Source organism: Pseudomonas sp. GM33, from assembly GCF_000282295.1.
In the GTDB taxonomy this organism is placed as follows: domain Bacteria; phylum Pseudomonadota; class Gammaproteobacteria; order Pseudomonadales; family Pseudomonadaceae; genus Aquipseudomonas; species Aquipseudomonas laurylsulfatiphila.
In genome coordinates this window covers 1-16,910 of sequence record NZ_AKJO01000124.1, presented here as the reverse complement: position 1 = coordinate 16,910, position 16,910 = coordinate 1, and the positions used below count along the sequence as shown (strand labels likewise).

The following is a 16,910-nucleotide window of genomic DNA, read 5'->3' as shown; positions in this document are numbered from 1 at the left end:
GTGAAGGTGTAGGCGCCGTTGGCGCCGATGACCAGGGTGCCGACGTTGGCGATGGTCGCGGTCTGGCCGGCGGTGAAAGTGCCAGGAACGCCATCGATGGTGAAGTTCACCACGCTGACCTGGCCGTCGACGCTGCTTGTGCCAGTGAGGACGCTGCCGGTCACCGGGGCATCTTCAGTGGTGGTCACACTTTCGCTGAGGTCGGTGAAGCTGTCATCGACCGGGGTGACGTCGATGGTCAGGGTCGAGGTGACATTGCTGCCCGAGCCGTCGGTGACGGTGTAGCTGACGGTCGGCACGCTGCCGTTGTAGTTGGCGGCCGGCGTAAAGGTGTAAGCGCCGTTGGTACCGATGACCAGGGTGCCGACGTTGGCGATGGTCGCGGTCTGGCCGGCGACGTAGGTGGACTCACCGATGGTGAAGTTCACCACGCTGACTTGGCCGTCGACGCTCGAGGTGCCCGTCAACACACTGCCGGTCACCGGGGCATCTTCAGCGGTGGTCACACTTTCGCTGGCATCGATAAAGCTGTCGTCGACCGGCGTCACGTTGATGTTCAGCGTCGAGGTGGAGCCGTCGGTGACGGTGTAGCTCACGGTCGGCACTGTGCCGTTGTAGTTGGCGTCCGGGGTGAAGGTGTAAGCGCCGTTGGCGCCGATCACCAGGGTGCCGACGTTGGCGATGGTCGCGGTCTGGCCCGCTGTGAAGGTGCCAGGAACACCGTCGATGGTGAAGGTGACCACGCTCAGGGCGTTATCGATGTCGCTGTCGTTGCTCAGCACATTGCCAATCGCAGCGGTGTCTTCAGCAATGGTTTGGGTGTCGGCAGCCAAAACGCTCGGATCATCGACCGCTGTCACGGTGAGGTCCAGAGTGCTGCTGGAGCCGGTGTTGGTGGTGTAGGTGACTTGCGGTACAGCACCGTTGTAGTTGGCGTCCGGAGTAAAGGTGTAGTTGCCATTGGCGCCGATGGTCAACGTACCGACACCGACGATGGTCGCTGTCTGGCCTGCGCTGAAACTGCCGGTGATGCCGGCGATGGTGAAGCTGGCGACGCTGAGCGGCGTCTCGGCATCGCTATCGTTGTTCAGTACGTTGCCCGTCGCGACGCTGTCTTCGGCCAGAGTGCCCGTATCCGCGGTCAGTACACTCGGAGCGTTGATGGTCGTGATGGTCGTGAAGTTCTGGTTGCCAGTATCGAACGTAGTGGGAATAGCCGTGGAATCAGGACCGGCGGTTGGGAACCCGATGGTCGGGTCGACGCGGCCAGCCGTGGCGTCGAGCATGACGAAGCTGTGACCGCCCCCGGCGGCACCACCCGAACCTGCGGCAGTCGGGCCGGCGGCGGTGGCTTCAAGGTCTTTGGTCGGGTCGAGACCGGCGGCAATGGCCTGTTGCAGCTCTTCAACGGACGGAGCAGCTTGCGCGGTGGCTGCTGCCAGGTCAGCACTGGAGTCCGGCGCGTCAGCACTCCACTGAGTGTCGCGACCCAGGTCCAGGGTGCGGCCGTCGGCCAGTTCCAGGGACACGGCACCGGAAAGGCCAGTGTCGATCTGGTCCCCTGCGAACAGTTTGTCGCCTTCAGCGAGAACGCGGCGAATGCCCTCTGGGGACACCACGAAAACTTGACCGACAATGCTTTTGACGATGGCAACAACACTGCTCATTGAAGACTCTCCGGGGTGTCACGTTCAGTTGACTTCCATGGACCTGATGGCGTTTACGCCGACCAGTCTGGACGTTCCATTGCAAAATAGATGCACAAGTTTGACGCTTTAATTCGTCAATATTTTGGCTATATTTTTTCGCTATTAACTTTATGCCAAACTATTGACCTTCTTGGAGCCATCCTAAACAATCGTCCCAGTAATGTCACATTGATATTTGAGCTGTGACCCTGTCTTCGGTATGTGATCCAGTTCCGCTTTTGAGCTTTCCGACATACGGTCATTCCGCTCGCCATCTTCCAACACGGCGCGTTTTTCAGCCGTGATTCAAGACAAGAAGTCCTGGGAAATTCCTACAATGCGTTCGCTTTTGTTCATGGCTCTACCTTTCGCCCTCGCCGCGTCTTTCGTCCAGGCGCAATCCTTACCAGAAGCCATGCAACAAGCGCTGAATGTCCATCCGGAGGTCCAGGCAGGCGTCAACAGCCGGTTGGCGGCTGATTATCAGTTGAAGGCTGCGAAAGGCGGGTACTTGCCACGGGTCGACCTACTGGGCGGTTATGGTCGTGAAGGCACCGATAGCGTGACGACGCGAGACGGTAGCAACAATCACTTCGAAACCCTGAATCGCAGTGAATCAAGCTTGCGACTGACCCAAATGGTTTTTGACGGTTTTGCGACGACCAGCGAAGTAGGGCGTCAACAAGCCACCGTCAACTCCCGCGCCTATTCGCTGCTGAGTACTTCCGAGCGTACCGGGCTGACCGTGGCCCAGGTCTATCTCGACGTGCTGACCCGTCGCGAATTCGTGCGCCTGGCCGAGGACAACCTCAAGAGCCACCAACGCATTTACGACCAGATCCAGCTGCGCACCCAGCGTGGCGTCGGCAGTGGCGCCGACCTCGATCAGGCAGAGGCGCGGATGGCCCAGGCGCGCAACAACCTGATCACCGAGCAGACCAACCTGGCTGATGCCGAAACCAACTACCTGTCCGCTGTCGGCCAGATGCCCGATCAACTGGAGCGCCCGGCGAGTTTCCTGGCGCTGATGCCGGCCAACCTGAATGAAGCCCGCGCGCAGATGCTGGAAAACAGCCCGATCCTGCGCTCGGCCGAATCCGACATCGCCGCCGCCGAAAAGCAGTACGACACGGCCAAGTCGACCTTCTACCCGCGCTTCGATGCTGAACTGGGTCGCACCGCAGACAACGATATCGATGGTCAGAACGGCCATAACAACGAATGGCAGGCCATGCTGCGCATGCGCTTCAACCTGTATGCCGGCGGCAGCAACAAGGCCGACCTGGAATCCAAGGCCTACCTGTCGAACCAGGCGCTGGACATCCGCAACAACGCCCTGCGCCAATTGAATGAAGAACTTGGCCTGGCCTGGAACGCCCTGAACAACGCCAATGCCCAGGTGCCGATCGCCCAGCAGTACGTTGATCACAGCACCGCCGTGCGTACCGCTTACCAGCGTCAGTTCAGCCTTGGCGAGCGCACGCTGCTCGATTTGCTCGACAGCGAGAACGAGTTGTTCTCCTCTTCTCGCCGTCTGGCGGAGATCAAGAACATTCAGTTATTTACTCAGTACCGAATCAAGGCGACCATGGGCGAGTTGCTCAAGAGCCAGGGAGTGGTCGCACCGTTGGCATCCGTTGTGCAGAACGACGTGAAGCCGACGGTCCAATTGCCCGGTATGAATTGAGCAGGACCTTCTTTGTTCAATTGTTAGCCAAGAGTGCCGAGCGTGGAATCAGAAGTCAGTCGGGTTCAACTCATTCACGATCCGCGCGCGTTGCATGACGATCCGTTGCTGGATGGTCTGCTCGCTCTTTGCATGCTGCACCAGAAACCGGCCAGCGCGGCCATGCTCACCACCGGCCTGCCCCTGCCCGAGCAGCGTTTGAGTGTCGAGCTGCTGCCACGTGCGGCGGCTCGCGCGGGGCTGCAAGGTCGGGTGCTGCAGCGCAAGCTGGAGGACATTCCGGCGATTGCCATGCCGGCATTGTTGCTGCTCAAGGACGGTCGCAGCGCCGTCCTGCTTGGCTGGCAAGGCGAAGATCAGGTGCGGGTGCTGCTTAGCGAAAGCGATGGCGGTGAGTCCCTGGTCAGCCGCGAGCTGCTGGCCGACGATTACACCGGCAAGGTCTTTTTTGCCCAGCCGCAGCACAAGTTCGACGTCAATCACGGCACGTTGATTCCGCGTGCGCGCTCGTGGTTTCGCGACACTCTCAAGCGTTCGCGCTGGCTGTACGCCGACGCCATTGCCGCCAGTTTCCTGATCAACATCATTGCCATGGCCGCGCCGTTGTTCGTGATGAACGTCTACGATCGTGTCGTGCCGAACCAGGCCGAAGCGACGCTATGGGTGCTGGCCGTCGGCATCTCTGGTGCCTACCTCTTCGACCTGATCCTGAAAAGCCTGCGCAGCCTGTGCCTGGATCTGGCCGGCAAGAAAACCGACCTGATTATCTCGGCCACGCTGTTCGAGCGCATCGTTGGCATGACCATGAAGTACCGGCCGGCACGGGTCGGCAGTTTTGCCCAGAACATCCATGAATTTCAGAGTCTGCGCGATTTCCTCGCCTCGCTGACCCTCACCAGCCTGATCGACCTGCCGTTCACCCTCCTGATTTTCATGGTTATCGCGATCCTCGGCGGCCATCTGGTGTGGATACCGGTGCTGGCCTTCCCGATCGCCCTGGCCATCGGTTATGCGTTGCAGAAACCCCTGGTAGCGACCATGGAGCGGACCATGGCGCTGGGAGCCGAGCGTCAGTCGAGCCTGATCGAAACCCTGGCCGGGCTGGATGCGGTAAAGGTCAACAACGCCGAAAGCGAACGCCAGTATCAGTGGGAACAGACCATCGGCACCCTCAGTCGCCTTGAGTTGCGGGTGAAGATGCTGTCCGGCCTGGCGATGAACATCACCTTGCTGATCCAGCAACTGGCCGGGGTGATCATGATTGTCTTCGGTGTGTACCAGATCATCGACGGTCACCTGAGCATGGGTGGCCTGATTGCCTGCTATATGCTCAGTGGCCGTGCGCTCAGCCCGCTGGCGTCGCTCTCCGGGTTGCTGACGCGCTATCAGCAGGCACGGGTGACCATGACGTCGGTCGATCAAATGATGGAGCTGCCCCAGGAGCGCAATTTCGAAGAGCGCCCGCTCAGCCGCAAGGTGCTGCAGGGCGCCATTGAATGCCGCCAGCTCAATTTCACGTACCCCCAACAGCAGAACCTGGCGCTGAAGAACATCAATCTGTCGATTCAGCCCGGTGAGAAGATCGGCATCATTGGCCGAAGCGGCTCGGGCAAGAGCTCGCTGGCCAAACTGCTGGTAGGGCTCTATCAGCCCGATGATGGCTCGTTGTTGGTCGATGGCGTGGATATCCGCCAGATCGACGTCAGCGAGCTGCGCTACAACATCGGCTATGTGCCCCAGGACATTCAGCTGCTCGCCGGTACCTTGCGCGACAACCTGGTTTCCGGTGCGCGGTATGTCGAGGATGAACTGGTGCTGCAAGCGGCGGAGCTGGCCGGTGTCCACGAGTATGCGCGCCTGCATCCGCAGGGTTATGAGCTGCAAGTGGGCGAGCGCGGGCAGAACCTCTCCGGCGGCCAGCGGCAAAACGTGGCCCTGGCCCGTGCATTACTGCTCAATCCGCCGATCCTGCTGCTCGACGAACCGACCAGTGCCATGGATAACACCGGTGAAGAGCGCCTCAAGCAGCGCCTGGCAGCCGTGATCGAAAACAAGACCGTGGTGCTGGTGACACACCGGGCATCGCTGTTGTCGCTGGTGGATCGGCTGATCGTGATCGACCGCGGGCAGATACTCGCCGACGGCCCGAAAGCCGCGGTGATGGAAGCGTTGAAGAAGGGGCAGATCAGTGTTGCTTAAGTCGGGTAAGGGTTCGATCCTTCGCTACTTCAAGGGCTCTTCTTCGCTCCAGGGCCAGCCGCTGCCGGAGGTCAACAAGGCGTTGATCGAAGATGCGCCGCGTGTGGTGCGGCTGACGATCTGGGCGATCATCGCGTTCTTCGTCTTCCTGATGCTCTGGGCCAACTTCGCGGTCATCGACGAAGTGACCAAGGGCGATGGCAAGGCGATTCCGTCTTCGAAGATCCAGAAAATCCAGAACCTTGAGGGCGGTATCGTTTCCGAGCTGTTCGTCAAGGAAGGCCAGATCGTCGACGCCGGTGCCCCGCTGCTTCGCCTGGACGACACGCGATTTGCCTCTAACGTCGGTGAAACCGAAGCTGATCGGTTGTCGATGGTGTTGCGGGTCGAGCGCCTGAGCGCCGAGCTCGAAGATCGTCCACTGAACTTCCCCGAGGATGTACTCAAGGCCGTGCCGGGTCAGGCCAAGAACGAAGAGTCGCTCTATATGAGTCGCCGCCAGCAGTTGCTCGACGAGATTGGCGGCTTGCAGGAGCAGTTGATCCAGCGCCAGCAAGAGCTGCGCGAATTCACCTCCAAGCAGGCGCAGTACCGCCAGCAATTGGGCTTCCAGCGTCAGGAAATCAGCATGTCCGAGCCATTGGTGGCCCAGGGCGCGGTATCGCCGGTGGAGGTTCTGCGCCTCAGGCGTGCCGAAGCGGAGACCCGTGGCCAGCTCGATGCCACCACCCTGGCTATTCCGCGAGCCGAGTCGGCGATCAAGGAAGTGCAGCGCAAAATTGACGAAACTCGCGGCAAGTTCCGTAGCGAAGCCCTGACCCAGCTCAATGAAGCACGCACCGATCTGAACAAGGCCCAGGCCACTGGCAAGGCCCTGGAAGACCGGGTCAGCCGGACACTGGTCACCTCGCCGGTGCGGGGTATCGTCAACAAGTTGCTGGTCAATACCATCGGCGGGGTTATCCAGCCAGGCAGCGACCTGGTGGAAATCGTGCCGCTGGACGACACCTTGCTGGTCGAGGCGAAGATCCGCCCGCAGGACATCGCGTTCCTGCACCCGGGGCAGGAAGCGACGGTGAAATTCACTGCCTATGACTACACCATCTACGGTGGGCTGAAGGCCAAGCTGGAACAGATCGGTGCCGACACCATTACCGACGATGACAAGAAAACCACCTACTACATCATCAAGCTGCGCACAGAACGCAGCCACTTGGGCACCGACGAAAAGCCCTTGTTGATCATTCCGGGAATGGTGGCTTCCGTGGACATCATCACCGGCAAGAAGACTATCCTCAGCTACTTGCTCAAGCCGATCATCCGCGCGCGGGCCGAGGCGCTGCACGAGCGGTAATTCGTCATTGAGGCTGATGGCCCCATCGCGAGCAGGCTCGCTCCCACATGGATTTTTTGCTGGATCACAAATTTGTGCCCAGCGGAGAACCCCTGTGGGAGCGAGCCTGCTCGCGGAGGCGTCAGTGGAAACACCACAACCCTGTCAGAAAGTGACAAATAACGTCACTCCGCAATCCACGCAGTCCCTTTTCAATCGCCATATCGTTATTCATTAACGGTATTTAAATTTCAATTCTTATATCTATAAAGTCAATCTCCTGCGTACCTGCCGACCAATCGGCGCGCCGCACGACACGAACCAACACGGAACCTCCGTGAGTTTCTGATCGACGCGCGCGCCATTGAGCGTGCCGTGCGTGGGAGTGATTTATGTCTGCAGCCTCAGCTTCGCCAAGCATCGCGCCACAATTCTTTGAAATCCGCCCGTTCAGCGGATCGGTGGGCGCCGAAATCCTCGGCCTCGATTTGTCCCGCCCGATCAATGATCAGGACTTCGCACGTATTCACCGCGCGCACCTGGACCATCATGTGGTGGTGTTCCGCGACCAGCGCATCACCCCGCAACAGCACATCGACTTCAGCCGTCGTTTTGGCGTGTTGCAGATTCACGTGCTCAAGCAGTTCCTGCTGGCAGGGCATCCGGAAATCCTCATCGTTTCCAACATCGTCGAAAACGGCCAGAACATCGGCCTGGGTGATGCCGGCAAGTTCTGGCATTCCGATCTCTCCTACAAACAACTGCCGAGCCTGGGCTCGATGCTGCACGCCCAGGAGCTGCCAGCGGAGGGCGGCGACACCTTGTTCGCCGACATGCACAAGGCCTGGGACAACCTGCCCGAGGCGCTGCGCAAAGCGGTGGAAGGCCGCTCGGCCGCACACTCCTACACGGCGCGTTACAGCGAAACCAAATTCGAAGGCAACTGGCGCCCGACCCTGACCCCGGAGCAGCTGGCCCAGGTCGCCGAAGTCGTCCACCCGGTCGTGCGTACCCACCCGGAAAACGGCCGCAAGGCGTTGTTCGTCAGCGAGGGGTTCACTACCCGCATCGTTGGCCTGCCGGAGGACGAGAGCCAGCAACTGTTGGCCGAGCTCTACGCCCACAGCGTGTTGCCGCAAAACATCTACCGCCATCAATGGCAGCCCCATGACCTGGTGTTCTGGGACAACCGTTCGCTGATCCACCTTGCTGCCGGCTGCCCCAGCCATCTGCGCCGCAAGCTGTATCGCACCACCATCCAGGGCGACGCGCCTTTCTGAATTGCCGGAGAATTGATCATGTCCAAACGTCTGCCCTTTGCACCCCTGGCCGCCGCCATCGGCCTGGGTTTCAGCCTGATCGCCGGCAGCCTGGTCGCGCCGACCGTGGCCCATGCCGAAGGTGAAATCCGCATCGCCGAACAGTTCGGCATCGTCTACCTGCTGCTCAACGTGGTGCGCGATCAGAACCTGATCGAGAAGTACGGCAAGCAGGAAGGTATCGACATCAAGGTCGACTGGACCCAGCTCTCGGGCGGCGCGGCGGTCAACGATGCGCTGCTGTCCGGCTCGATCGACATTGCCGGTGCCGGTGTTGGCCCGCTGCTGACTATCTGGGATCGCACCCACGGCAAGCAGAACGTCAAGGCCGTGGCTTCTCTCGGCAACTTCCCGTACTACCTGGTGAGCAACAACCCCAAGGTCAAGACCATTGCCGATTTCACCGAGAAGGACCGCATCGCGGTGCCGGCGGTGGGGGTGTCCGTACAGTCACGCTTCCTGCAATACGCGGCCGCCAGGCAGTGGGGCGACAAGGAGTTCAATCGCCTCGACAAGTACACCATCGCTGTTCCGCACCCCGACGCGACAGCGGCGCTGGTAGCCGGTGGCACCGAGTTGACCGGGCACTTTTCCAACCCGCCATTCCAGGATCAGGCGCTGGAAAATCCCAATGTACACGTGGTGCTGAACACCTATGACCTGCTCGGCCCGAACTCGCCGACCGTTCTGTTCGCCACCGAGAAATTCCGCAACGAGAACCCGAAAACCTACAAAGCCTTCATCGAAGCGCTGACCGAAGCCGCACAGTTTGCGCAGAACGATAAAGGTGCAGCGGCGGACACTTACATCCGCGTGACCAAGGCCAAAATCGACCGCGGCGCGTTGCTGAAAATCATCGACAACCCGCAGTTCGAGTTCAGCGTCACGCCGAAAAACACTTACCCGTTGGCCGAGTTCCTCTACCGCGTCGGCGCGATCAAAAACAAACCGGACTCGTGGAAGGATTATTTCTTCCAGGACGCCAAGCCGCTGCAAGGGAGCTGACCGAAATGAACGCCCCTTTGCAAGGCCACACGGTCAGCAATCCGATCGCGGCAGCCCAGGCGCTGCTGTCGGTCGATAACGTCAGCCTCGAGTACCGCACGCCGCAGCGGGTGGTGCGGGCGACCCATCAAGTCAGCTTCGAGATCGATCCGGCGGACCGTTTTGTCCTGCTCGGGCCTTCCGGTTGCGGCAAGTCGACCTTGCTCAAGGCCGCTGCCGGCTTCATCCAGCCCGTGGAAGGCGAGATCCGTCTGCAAGGCCAGCGCGTCGATGCGCCGGGGCCGGACCGGATCGTGGTGTTCCAGGAGTTCGATCAACTGCCACCGTGGAAAACCGTCAAACAGAACGTGATGTTTCCACTGCTGGCCTCGAAAACCCTCAAGCGCAAAGAGGCTGAAGCGCGGGCGTTGCACTACCTGGACAAGGTCGGTCTGGCGGCGTTTGCCGATGCCTATCCGCACACCTTGTCCGGTGGCATGAAGGCTCGGGTTGCCATCGCCCGGGCGCTGGCGATGCAGCCGAAAATCCTCCTGATGGACGAACCCTTCGCTGCCCTCGATGCGTTGACCCGACGCAAGATGCAGGAGGAACTGTTGCTGCTCTGGGAGGAAGTGCGCTTCACGCTGCTGTTCGTCACGCACTCCATCGAAGAGGCGCTGGTGGTGGGTAACCGCATTCTGTTGCTGTCACCGCACCCGGGGCGAGTGCGGGCGGAAGTGCACAGCCACCAATACGATTTGCAAAGCCTCGGCGGTGTGGCGTTTCAGGAATCGGCGCGCCGCATTCACCGGCTGTTGTTCGATGAAGGTCAATCGCCGCAAGCCGAGCATGAGCTGGATTTCGCTGACATCCGCATCGCGTATTGAGCCAGTTGAGAGGAGGGCCCGATGAGCCATTTATCATCCCCGCGTGAAGCGTTCGAAACGGTTTTGCAGCCACTGACCAGCGTGCCGCTGGAGCGTGAACTGCCCCTTGGCCAGCGCCTGTGGCAACAGGGCTGGTTGCGTAAAAGCCTGATCCTGGTGTTGCTCGCCGTGCTCTGGGAAGCCGTTGCGCGCTATCAGAACAACGACTTGCTGCTGCCGAGCTTCTTGCAGACCGCTCACGCGCTGTACGACGGCCTGCTCAGTGGCGAGCTGCTGGGCAAGGTGTGGATCTCTCTGGTGGTGTTGCTCAAGGGTTACCTGATCGGCATCGTCCTGGCGTTTGGCCTGACGACGCTGGCGGTGTCGACGCAATTCGGCCGCGACTTGCTCAGTACCCTGACTTCGATGTTCAACCCGTTGCCCGCCATCGCGCTATTGCCGCTGGCACTGTTGTGGTTCGGCCTGGGGCAGAACAGCCTGATTTTCGTACTGGTGCATTCGGTGCTTTGGGCCTTGGCGCTGAACACCTACGCCGGGTTTCTCGGCGTCTCGGAAACACTGCGCATGGCCGGGCGCAACTATGGCCTCAAGGGCATGCGTTTTGTGCTGTTCATCCTGATCCCGGCGGCGCTGCCGTCGATCCTCGCCGGGTTGAAAATCGGCTGGGCTTTTGCCTGGCGGACATTGATTGCTGCGGAGTTGGTGTTTGGCGCGACCAGCGGCAAAGGTGGGTTGGGGTGGTACATCTTTCAGAATCGCAATGAGCTGTACACCGACAAGGTGTTTGCCGGCCTGGCGGTGGTGATTCTGATTGGTTTGCTGGTGGAGAACCTGGTGTTTGATTCGTTGGAGCGGGTGACGGTGAAGCGCTGGGGGATGCAGCGCTGATCGCAAATCAAAAGATCGCATGCCTCTGTAGGCGCTGCCGAAGGCTGCGATCTTTTGATCTGCTAGCATTGCACCTGGATCAATCCTGATCGGCCATGAGTGCCCTGCATGCAACTCCCGGACATGAACCTGCTGGTTGCCCTCGACGCCTTGCTCGACGAGGGCAGTGTGGTGGGGGCGGCGCGGCGGATGAACCTGAGCCCGGCGGCCATGAGCCGGACGTTGACGCGCATCCGCGAAGCCATTGGCGACCCGATCCTGGTGCGCGCCGGCCGTGGCCTGGTGCCGACACCCAAGGCGCTGGAATTGCGCGAGCAAGTGCGCAGCGTTGTCGAGCAGGCCGGGTTGCTGTTTCGGTCGGCCGATGCGGTGGAGCTGAGTTCGCTGCGGCGGCGGTTCAGTATTCGGGCCAACGATTTCTTTGTCGGTGTTTACGGCGGCAGGTTGTTCGACACCCTCGACCGGCAGGCGCCGCACTGCGAATTGCGTTTCGTCCCGGAAGGCGATGGCGATGATGAGGCCTTGCGCGAAGGGCGGATCGATCTGAGCGTCAGCAACACACGGCCGTTGACCCCGGAAGTGAAGGTTCAGAACCTGTTTTCCACCCACTTCGTCGGCCTGGTGCGCGAGGATCATCCGCTGCTGGACGAAGAGATCACGGCTGAGCGCTATGCCGGTTATTCCCATATCAGCATGTCCCGGCGTGGCATTGCCCGGGGGCCGATCGATACCGCGCTCAATGCCCTGGGCCTGGAGCGGCGGGTGGCGGTGATCGCGCCAAGTTTTCATGCGGCGATGTTTGCCTTGCCCGATTCCGACCTGATCCTGCCGGTGCCCAAGGAAGCCTTGCTGAGTGTGCGGCGACTGGGGTTGAAACTGCGCTCGTTCAACCTGCCGATTCCGTTGCCGACCCTGATGCTGACCCAAGCCTGGCACCCGCGCTTCGACAAGGACCCGGCGCACCGCTGGCTGCGTGAAACCCTGAAAACCTGCTGCGATGAAACGTGGCTGGCTGCTCAACCTGAAAGTCACCGCTGACCCCCTGTGGGAGCGGGCTTGCTCGCGAAGGCGTTGGGTCAGCCAGTATCAATGTTGAATGATGAACCGTCTTCGCGAGCAAGCCCGCTCCCACAAGGGGTTTTGTATCGTTGCGTCTGGTGCACTTATAACCTGCCAATAAGTTGATTTTCGTCAGGCATCACGCTTTTTAGAATGCTTCGGTCTTTCCACGCCGGAGCTCGCAGTACATGACTTCCCTTACGGTCACGGCACCTGTCGCTGCAGCCAGCGCGGCAGCCGCACCGCCGGTCTTCGGCCCACGGATCATCATCGGCCTGGTGGGCGTGCTGCTGGCGGTGCTGGTATCGGGCCTGAACGAGATGGTGACCAAGGTCGCGCTCGCCGACATCCGCGGTGCATTGGCCATCGGCTACGACGAAGGCACCTGGCTGGTCGCCTGTTACACCGCGACGTCGGTGGCGGCCATGGCGTTTGCGCCCTGGTGTGCGGTGACGTTCTCGTTGCGGCGTTTCACCCTGTGCGCCATCAGCCTGTTCACCCTGTTGGGTGTGTTGTGCCCCTTCGCCCCGAATTACGAAAGCCTGCTGTTGCTGCGCACCTTGCAAGGCCTGGCGGGCGGCGCACTGCCCCCCATGTTGATGACCGTGGCCCTGCGGTTTCTGCCCGCCAACGTGAAGTTGTATGGCCTGGCAGGCTATGCCCTGACGGCGACGTTCGGCCCGGGCCTGGGCACGCCATTGGCCGGGCTGTGGACCGAATACGTCGGTTGGCAATGGACCTTCTGGCAAATCATCGCGCCGTGCCTGATTGCCATGGCAGCGGTAGCGTATGGCTTTCCCCAGGACCCGCTGCGCCTGGAGCGCTTCAAATCCTTCAACTGGCGCGGTGTGCTGCTGGGCTTTCCCGCCATCTGCATGCTGGTGATCGGCATCCTGCAGGGCAACCGTCTGGACTGGTTCGAGTCGAACCTGATCTGCGGATTGCTCGGTGGCGGGCTGTTGCTGCTGGTGCTGTTTTTGGCCAGCGAGTGGTCGCAGCCGATACCGTTTTTCAAGATGCAAATGCTCGGCATCCGCAACCTGTCTTTCGCGCTGCTGACCCTGGCGGGCGTGCTGGTGGTGTTGCAGGCGGTGATCATCATTCCGTCCAGCTACCTGGCGCAGGTCCAGGGTTATCGCCCGGTGCAGACCGCACCGATCATGCTGCTGGCGGCGCTGCCGCAATTGCTTGCGCTGCCTTTGGTGGCGGCGCTGTGCAACTTTCGCTGGGTTGATTGCCGCTGGGTGTTGGGCATCGGCCTGGGCATGCTGGCGTTGTCGTGCGTCGGCGGCTCGCAACTGACGTCCGCGTGGATTCGCGACGATTTCTATGTGCTGCAATGGCTGCAGATTCTCGGTCAGCCCATGGCGGTGTTGCCGCTGCTGATGTTGTCCACCGGCAGCATCAACCCGATGGAAGGGCCGTTCGCATCGGCCTGGTTCAACACGGTCAAAGGCCTGTCGGCGGTCATCGCTACCGGGGTGATCGAAGCGCTGACCACGGCCCGTCTGCATTTTCACTCGACCATGCTGGTCGATCGCCTCGGCAACTCGCCGCTGGCCGAACGCGACAGCGCAAGTCTCGCTCATCGTCTGCATGAACAAGCGCTGGTGCTCACGTCCTCTGATCTTTACCTGTGCATGGCCGGTGTCGCCGTGACCTTGATCCTGCTGATTTTCTGGCTGCCGACGCGGATCTATCCGCCGCGCACACCGACCTGAATGCTCCACTGAAACAGAAGGTTTTTATGAACACCCAAGCAAAGCAGAAAGTCGCGGTGGCCGTGGCCGTCGCATTGGCCGTCGGTGGGGCGCTGTACCTGGCAATGCCCGGCCTGTTCGGCAAGCGTACCCAGCAGAACACCAACGATGCTTACGTCTCGGCGGATTTCACCCTGGTCGTGCCGCGGGTCGCCGGGTTTATCAAGCAGGTGCTGGTGGAGGACAACCAGCAGGTCAAGGCGGGGCAATTGCTGGCGCTGATCGATGACCGGGATTTGCGCGCCGCCGCCCAGGCCGCCGACGCCGAAACGCTGGTGGCCAGGGCGCAACTGCAAAACGCCCGGGCGACCCTGGAGCGCCAGGCATCGGTGATTGCCCAGGCGCAATCTTCGGTGGTTTCGGCCAAGGCGGAAATGGCCTTTGCCGAGCATGAATTGAACCGCTACAAGCACCTCGCCGGGGTGGGCGCCGGCACGGTGCAAAATGCGCAACAGGCGCAAACACGCATCGACCAGGCTGGCGCACGTCTGGCTAACGCCACGGCAGTGCTGGCGGCGGAGCGCAAGCAGGTGGAGATCCTGACGGCCCAGCGCGATGCAGCCGAAGGCGGGCTGAAACGGGCGCAAGCGAAGCTGGAAATGGCCAGCTACGAGTTGTCCTATACACGGATCGTGGCACCACAGGACGGTATGGTCGGAGAGCGCGCGGTGCGGGTCGGCGCCTACGTGACGCCGGGCAGCAAGATCCTTGCCGTGGTGCCGCTGGCGCAGGCTTATGTGGTGGCCAATTTCCAGGAAACGCAACTGACGGATGTGCAGCCGGGGCAGGCGGTGCAAGTGCGCGTCGACAGCCTGGGCGGTGCGGCACTCAACGGTCGTGTCGAAAGCATCGCACCGGCCACCGGGGTGACGTTTGCCGCGATCAAACCGGACAACGCCACTGGCAACTTCACCAAAGTGGTGCAGCGGATACCGGTGAAGATCGTGCTGGAGCCGGGACAACCGCTGGCCGAGCGCTTGCGGGTGGGGATGTCGGTGGAGGCGAGTATTGATACGGCCACCGCCAAGGCGAAAGAGGTTGTTCAGCGATGAAGATTTTCGTTGATCGCGCTGACGCCTTCGCGAGCAAGCCCGCGCCCACAGTTGACTGCATTCCCCTGTGGGAGCGGGCTTGCTCGCGAAGAGGTCATCAGCCTCGCCTGACTTTTTCTGCCTTGCTTGTGCTGAGCCTGTCAGCCTGCACCGTCGGTCCGGACTTCCAGAAGCCTGATGCACAGCAAATCACCGAATGGGCAAAACCATCAAAGGCAGCCACCAGCCAGGCCATCGCCGAAACAATGGCCGAGCGCTGGTGGGAAGTGTTCCATGACCCGAAACTCTCGGCCTTGAGCCAGCGCGCCCTGACCGACAACCTCGACCTGAAGCTGGCCGGCAGCCGTTTGCAGCAAAGTCGTGCGGTGCGTCAGGTCATCACTGCCAACCGCTACCCCAACACGGCCGCCAGTGGCAGTTACGGGCGCAATCGCAACAGCGCTGAAGGCTTGAACGACCCGTCAGGACACAATGGCCAATCGGCTTTCAACCTGTGGAATGCCAGCTTCTCCGCTTCCTGGGAGCTGGACTTCTGGGGCCGCGTGCGTCGGGAAACCGAAGCGGCCGACGCCACCTTGGAGGTTGCCGAGAACGACCGGCGTGGTGTGCTGCTGTCGGTGCTGGCCGAAACCGCCCAGGACTACATTCAATTGCGCGGTGTGCAGAACACCCGGCTCGTCACCGAACAGAACCTCGACGTCGCCCGCCATAGCCTGAAGCTCTCGCAACTGCGCCTGGCCGACGGTGTCGCGACGGATCTGGATGTCGCCGAAGCCGCCGCGCAGGTGGCGGCCATCGAATCGCGTCTGCCCGCGCTGGAGCAGCGCCAGTGGCAACTGATCAATGCCTTGAGCCTGTTGATGGGCGAAGCGCCCCAGGCATTGGCGGCGGAGTTATCCACAGACGCCCCGGTGCCACAAACGCCGCGGCAGGTCGCCATTGGCTTGCCCTCGCAACTGGCTGAGCGTCGACCGGACATTCGCCAGGCCGAAGCGCGACTGCATGCCGCCACGGCCAGCATTGGCGTGGCCACGGGGGATTTCTATCCGCGAATCATCCTGTCGGGGAACATCGGCTCCCAGGCCATGCAGCTGAGCGATTTTGGCTCCTGGGGTTCGCGTTCGTTCGGGATCGGCCCGCAATTGAGTTTGCCGTTGTTCGACGGTGGCCGTTTGCGGGGCGTGCTCGAACTGCGTGAAGCGCAACAACAGGAAGCGGCCATTGCCTATCAGCAAACCGTGTTGCGCGCCTGGCATGAAATCGATGACCAACTGACCGCCTACAACGCCAGCCAATTACGCCGCGACAGCCTGGCCGAAGCCGTGCGGCAGAACCGCATTGCGCTGGACACCGCGCAACAGCAGTACGTGGAGGGCGTGGTGGATTTCGTCACCGTACTCACCGTGCAAGGGGCGTTGCTGGCCACGCAGGAGCAGTGGGTCGAGAGTTCGACCGGCGTGTCGCTGGCGGCCGTCGGGTTGTACAAGGCGTTGGGTGGGGGGTGGGAGTCGGTGTATCCCGTGGCGGAGACGGCGCAGCGCTGATGGTGCGCCGCCGGCTATCGCTCCATTACCGACTCGGCATCGACGTTGCTCGGCTTGAAGGGCTAAATTGATGTGCAAACAATCTGGCTCTTCACTCGACGTCGCAAGGGGAGGCAATGGAGGCGCGCAGAGAAACGCCGGTGGGCGACACTCAGGGACCGCACGCCAATCCTGGTTTTGCCAGGGGTGCGCATCCGTTGATCCGTTGGGCGCGGGAGCATTGGCTGGTGCCGATTCTGGTATTGGCTGCGCTGGTGCGCTTTTACGATCTGACCGCCGCCGCGATTTGGGGCGACGAGGGTTCCAGCCTGCTGCTGGCCCGTTACTCATTGCCTGACATTTGGGTGCACGCCGCCTACGACGTGCACCCGCCGCTGTATTTCATACTGCTGCACGGCTGGATCGCGATGTTTGGCGACGGCATATTGTCGATCCGCTGCCTCAGTGCTCTGCCGGGGATTGCCTCGGTCGGGCTCGGCGTGTGGCTGGTCGATCGGCTCGCCACCCGCC

General features: G+C 61.4%; 12 protein-coding genes and 1 pseudogene. 12 read left to right on the top strand and 1 reads right to left on the bottom strand.

All coding sequences use genetic code 11. The features are described from left to right. Positions 1–1,667: retention module-containing protein (locus tag PMI26_RS07175; protein WP_007977634.1), on the bottom strand; the 1,667-nt coding region annotated here is incomplete at its 3' end. A 358-nt stretch (positions 1,668–2,025) separates the two neighbouring features. Here PMI26_RS07175 and PMI26_RS07180 point away from each other — a divergent pair. From PMI26_RS07180 to PMI26_RS07235, 12 genes and pseudogenes are all read left to right on the top strand, one after another. Beyond that, positions 2,026–3,375, top strand: coding sequence for a TolC family outer membrane protein (locus tag PMI26_RS07180; RefSeq protein ID WP_007977632.1), 1,350 nt, complete (start codon positions 2,026–2,028; stop codon positions 3,373–3,375). Between the two features lie 42 nt (positions 3,376–3,417). Further along, positions 3,418–5,574, top strand: coding sequence for a type I secretion system permease/ATPase (locus PMI26_RS07185; RefSeq protein ID WP_007977631.1), 2,157 nt, complete (start codon positions 3,418–3,420; stop codon positions 5,572–5,574). Then, positions 5,564–6,928 carry an HlyD family type I secretion periplasmic adaptor subunit gene (locus tag PMI26_RS07190; RefSeq protein ID WP_007977629.1) on the top strand — a complete coding sequence of 455 codons (1,365 nt, stop codon included), beginning with the start codon at positions 5,564–5,566 and terminating at the stop codon, positions 6,926–6,928. The genes PMI26_RS07185 and PMI26_RS07190 overlap by 11 nt, the downstream gene beginning before the upstream one ends. A 371-nt stretch (positions 6,929–7,299) precedes the next feature. Next, positions 7,300–8,187 carry a TauD/TfdA dioxygenase family protein gene (locus PMI26_RS07195; protein WP_007977626.1) on the top strand — a complete coding sequence of 296 codons (888 nt, stop codon included), beginning with the start codon at positions 7,300–7,302 and terminating at the stop codon, positions 8,185–8,187. A gap of 18 nt (positions 8,188–8,205) precedes the next feature. Then, positions 8,206–9,231 carry an ABC transporter substrate-binding protein gene (locus PMI26_RS07200; protein WP_007977624.1) on the top strand — a complete coding sequence of 342 codons (1,026 nt, stop codon included), beginning with the start codon at positions 8,206–8,208 and terminating at the stop codon, positions 9,229–9,231. Positions 9,232–9,236: 5 nt separating this feature from the next. Next, positions 9,237–10,097 (top strand): ABC transporter ATP-binding protein, encoded by an 861-nt coding sequence (locus PMI26_RS07205; RefSeq protein WP_007977622.1) that lies wholly within the window; start codon positions 9,237–9,239, stop codon positions 10,095–10,097. Between the two features lie 21 nt (positions 10,098–10,118). Beyond that, a complete protein-coding gene (locus PMI26_RS07210) occupies positions 10,119–10,985 on the top strand; it encodes an ABC transporter permease (protein ID WP_007977620.1) in 867 nt (288 codons plus the stop codon). Positions 10,986–11,093: 108 nt separating this feature from the next. Further along, the gene (locus tag PMI26_RS07215) at positions 11,094–12,023 is read left to right on the top strand and encodes a LysR family transcriptional regulator (protein WP_007977618.1); all 930 of its coding nucleotides are present in this window, start codon (positions 11,094–11,096) and stop codon (positions 12,021–12,023) included. A 209-nt stretch (positions 12,024–12,232) separates the two neighbouring features. After that, positions 12,233–13,765: an MFS transporter gene (locus PMI26_RS07220; protein ID WP_007977616.1), complete on the top strand. Its 1,533-nt coding sequence runs from the start codon at positions 12,233–12,235 to the stop codon at positions 13,763–13,765. A 26-nt stretch (positions 13,766–13,791) separates the two neighbouring features. Further along, entirely contained in the window at positions 13,792–14,856 is a 1,065-nt protein-coding gene (locus tag PMI26_RS07225) for an HlyD family secretion protein (RefSeq protein WP_007977614.1), read from the top strand. Beyond that, positions 14,853–16,400, top strand: coding sequence for an efflux transporter outer membrane subunit (locus tag PMI26_RS07230; protein ID WP_007977612.1), 1,548 nt, complete (start codon positions 14,853–14,855; stop codon positions 16,398–16,400). The genes PMI26_RS07225 and PMI26_RS07230 overlap by 4 nt, the downstream gene beginning before the upstream one ends. A gap of 116 nt (positions 16,401–16,516) precedes the next feature. Next, positions 16,517–16,910 (top strand): annotated as a pseudogene (locus PMI26_RS07235) (glycosyltransferase family 39 protein); the annotation flags it as partial.

Bases quoted from the DNA above. Each gene is read 5' to 3' on its own strand.
- PMI26_RS07225 (WP_007977614.1), top strand. From the start codon at position 13,792: ATGAACACCCAAGCAAAGCAGAAAGTCGCGGTGGCCGTGGCCGTCGCA.
- PMI26_RS07205 (WP_007977622.1), top strand. From the start codon at position 9,237: ATGAACGCCCCTTTGCAAGGCCACACGGTCAGCAATCCGATCGCGGCA.
- PMI26_RS07180 (WP_007977632.1), top strand. From the start codon at position 2,026: ATGCGTTCGCTTTTGTTCATGGCTCTACCTTTCGCCCTCGCCGCGTCT.
- PMI26_RS07195 (WP_007977626.1), top strand. From the start codon at position 7,300: ATGTCTGCAGCCTCAGCTTCGCCAAGCATCGCGCCACAATTCTTTGAA.
- PMI26_RS07220 (WP_007977616.1), top strand. From the start codon at position 12,233: ATGACTTCCCTTACGGTCACGGCACCTGTCGCTGCAGCCAGCGCGGCA.
- PMI26_RS07215 (WP_007977618.1), top strand. From the start codon at position 11,094: ATGCAACTCCCGGACATGAACCTGCTGGTTGCCCTCGACGCCTTGCTC.
- PMI26_RS07210 (WP_007977620.1), top strand. From the start codon at position 10,119: ATGAGCCATTTATCATCCCCGCGTGAAGCGTTCGAAACGGTTTTGCAG.
- PMI26_RS07200 (WP_007977624.1), top strand. From the start codon at position 8,206: ATGTCCAAACGTCTGCCCTTTGCACCCCTGGCCGCCGCCATCGGCCTG.
- PMI26_RS07230 (WP_007977612.1), top strand. From the start codon at position 14,853: ATGAAGATTTTCGTTGATCGCGCTGACGCCTTCGCGAGCAAGCCCGCG.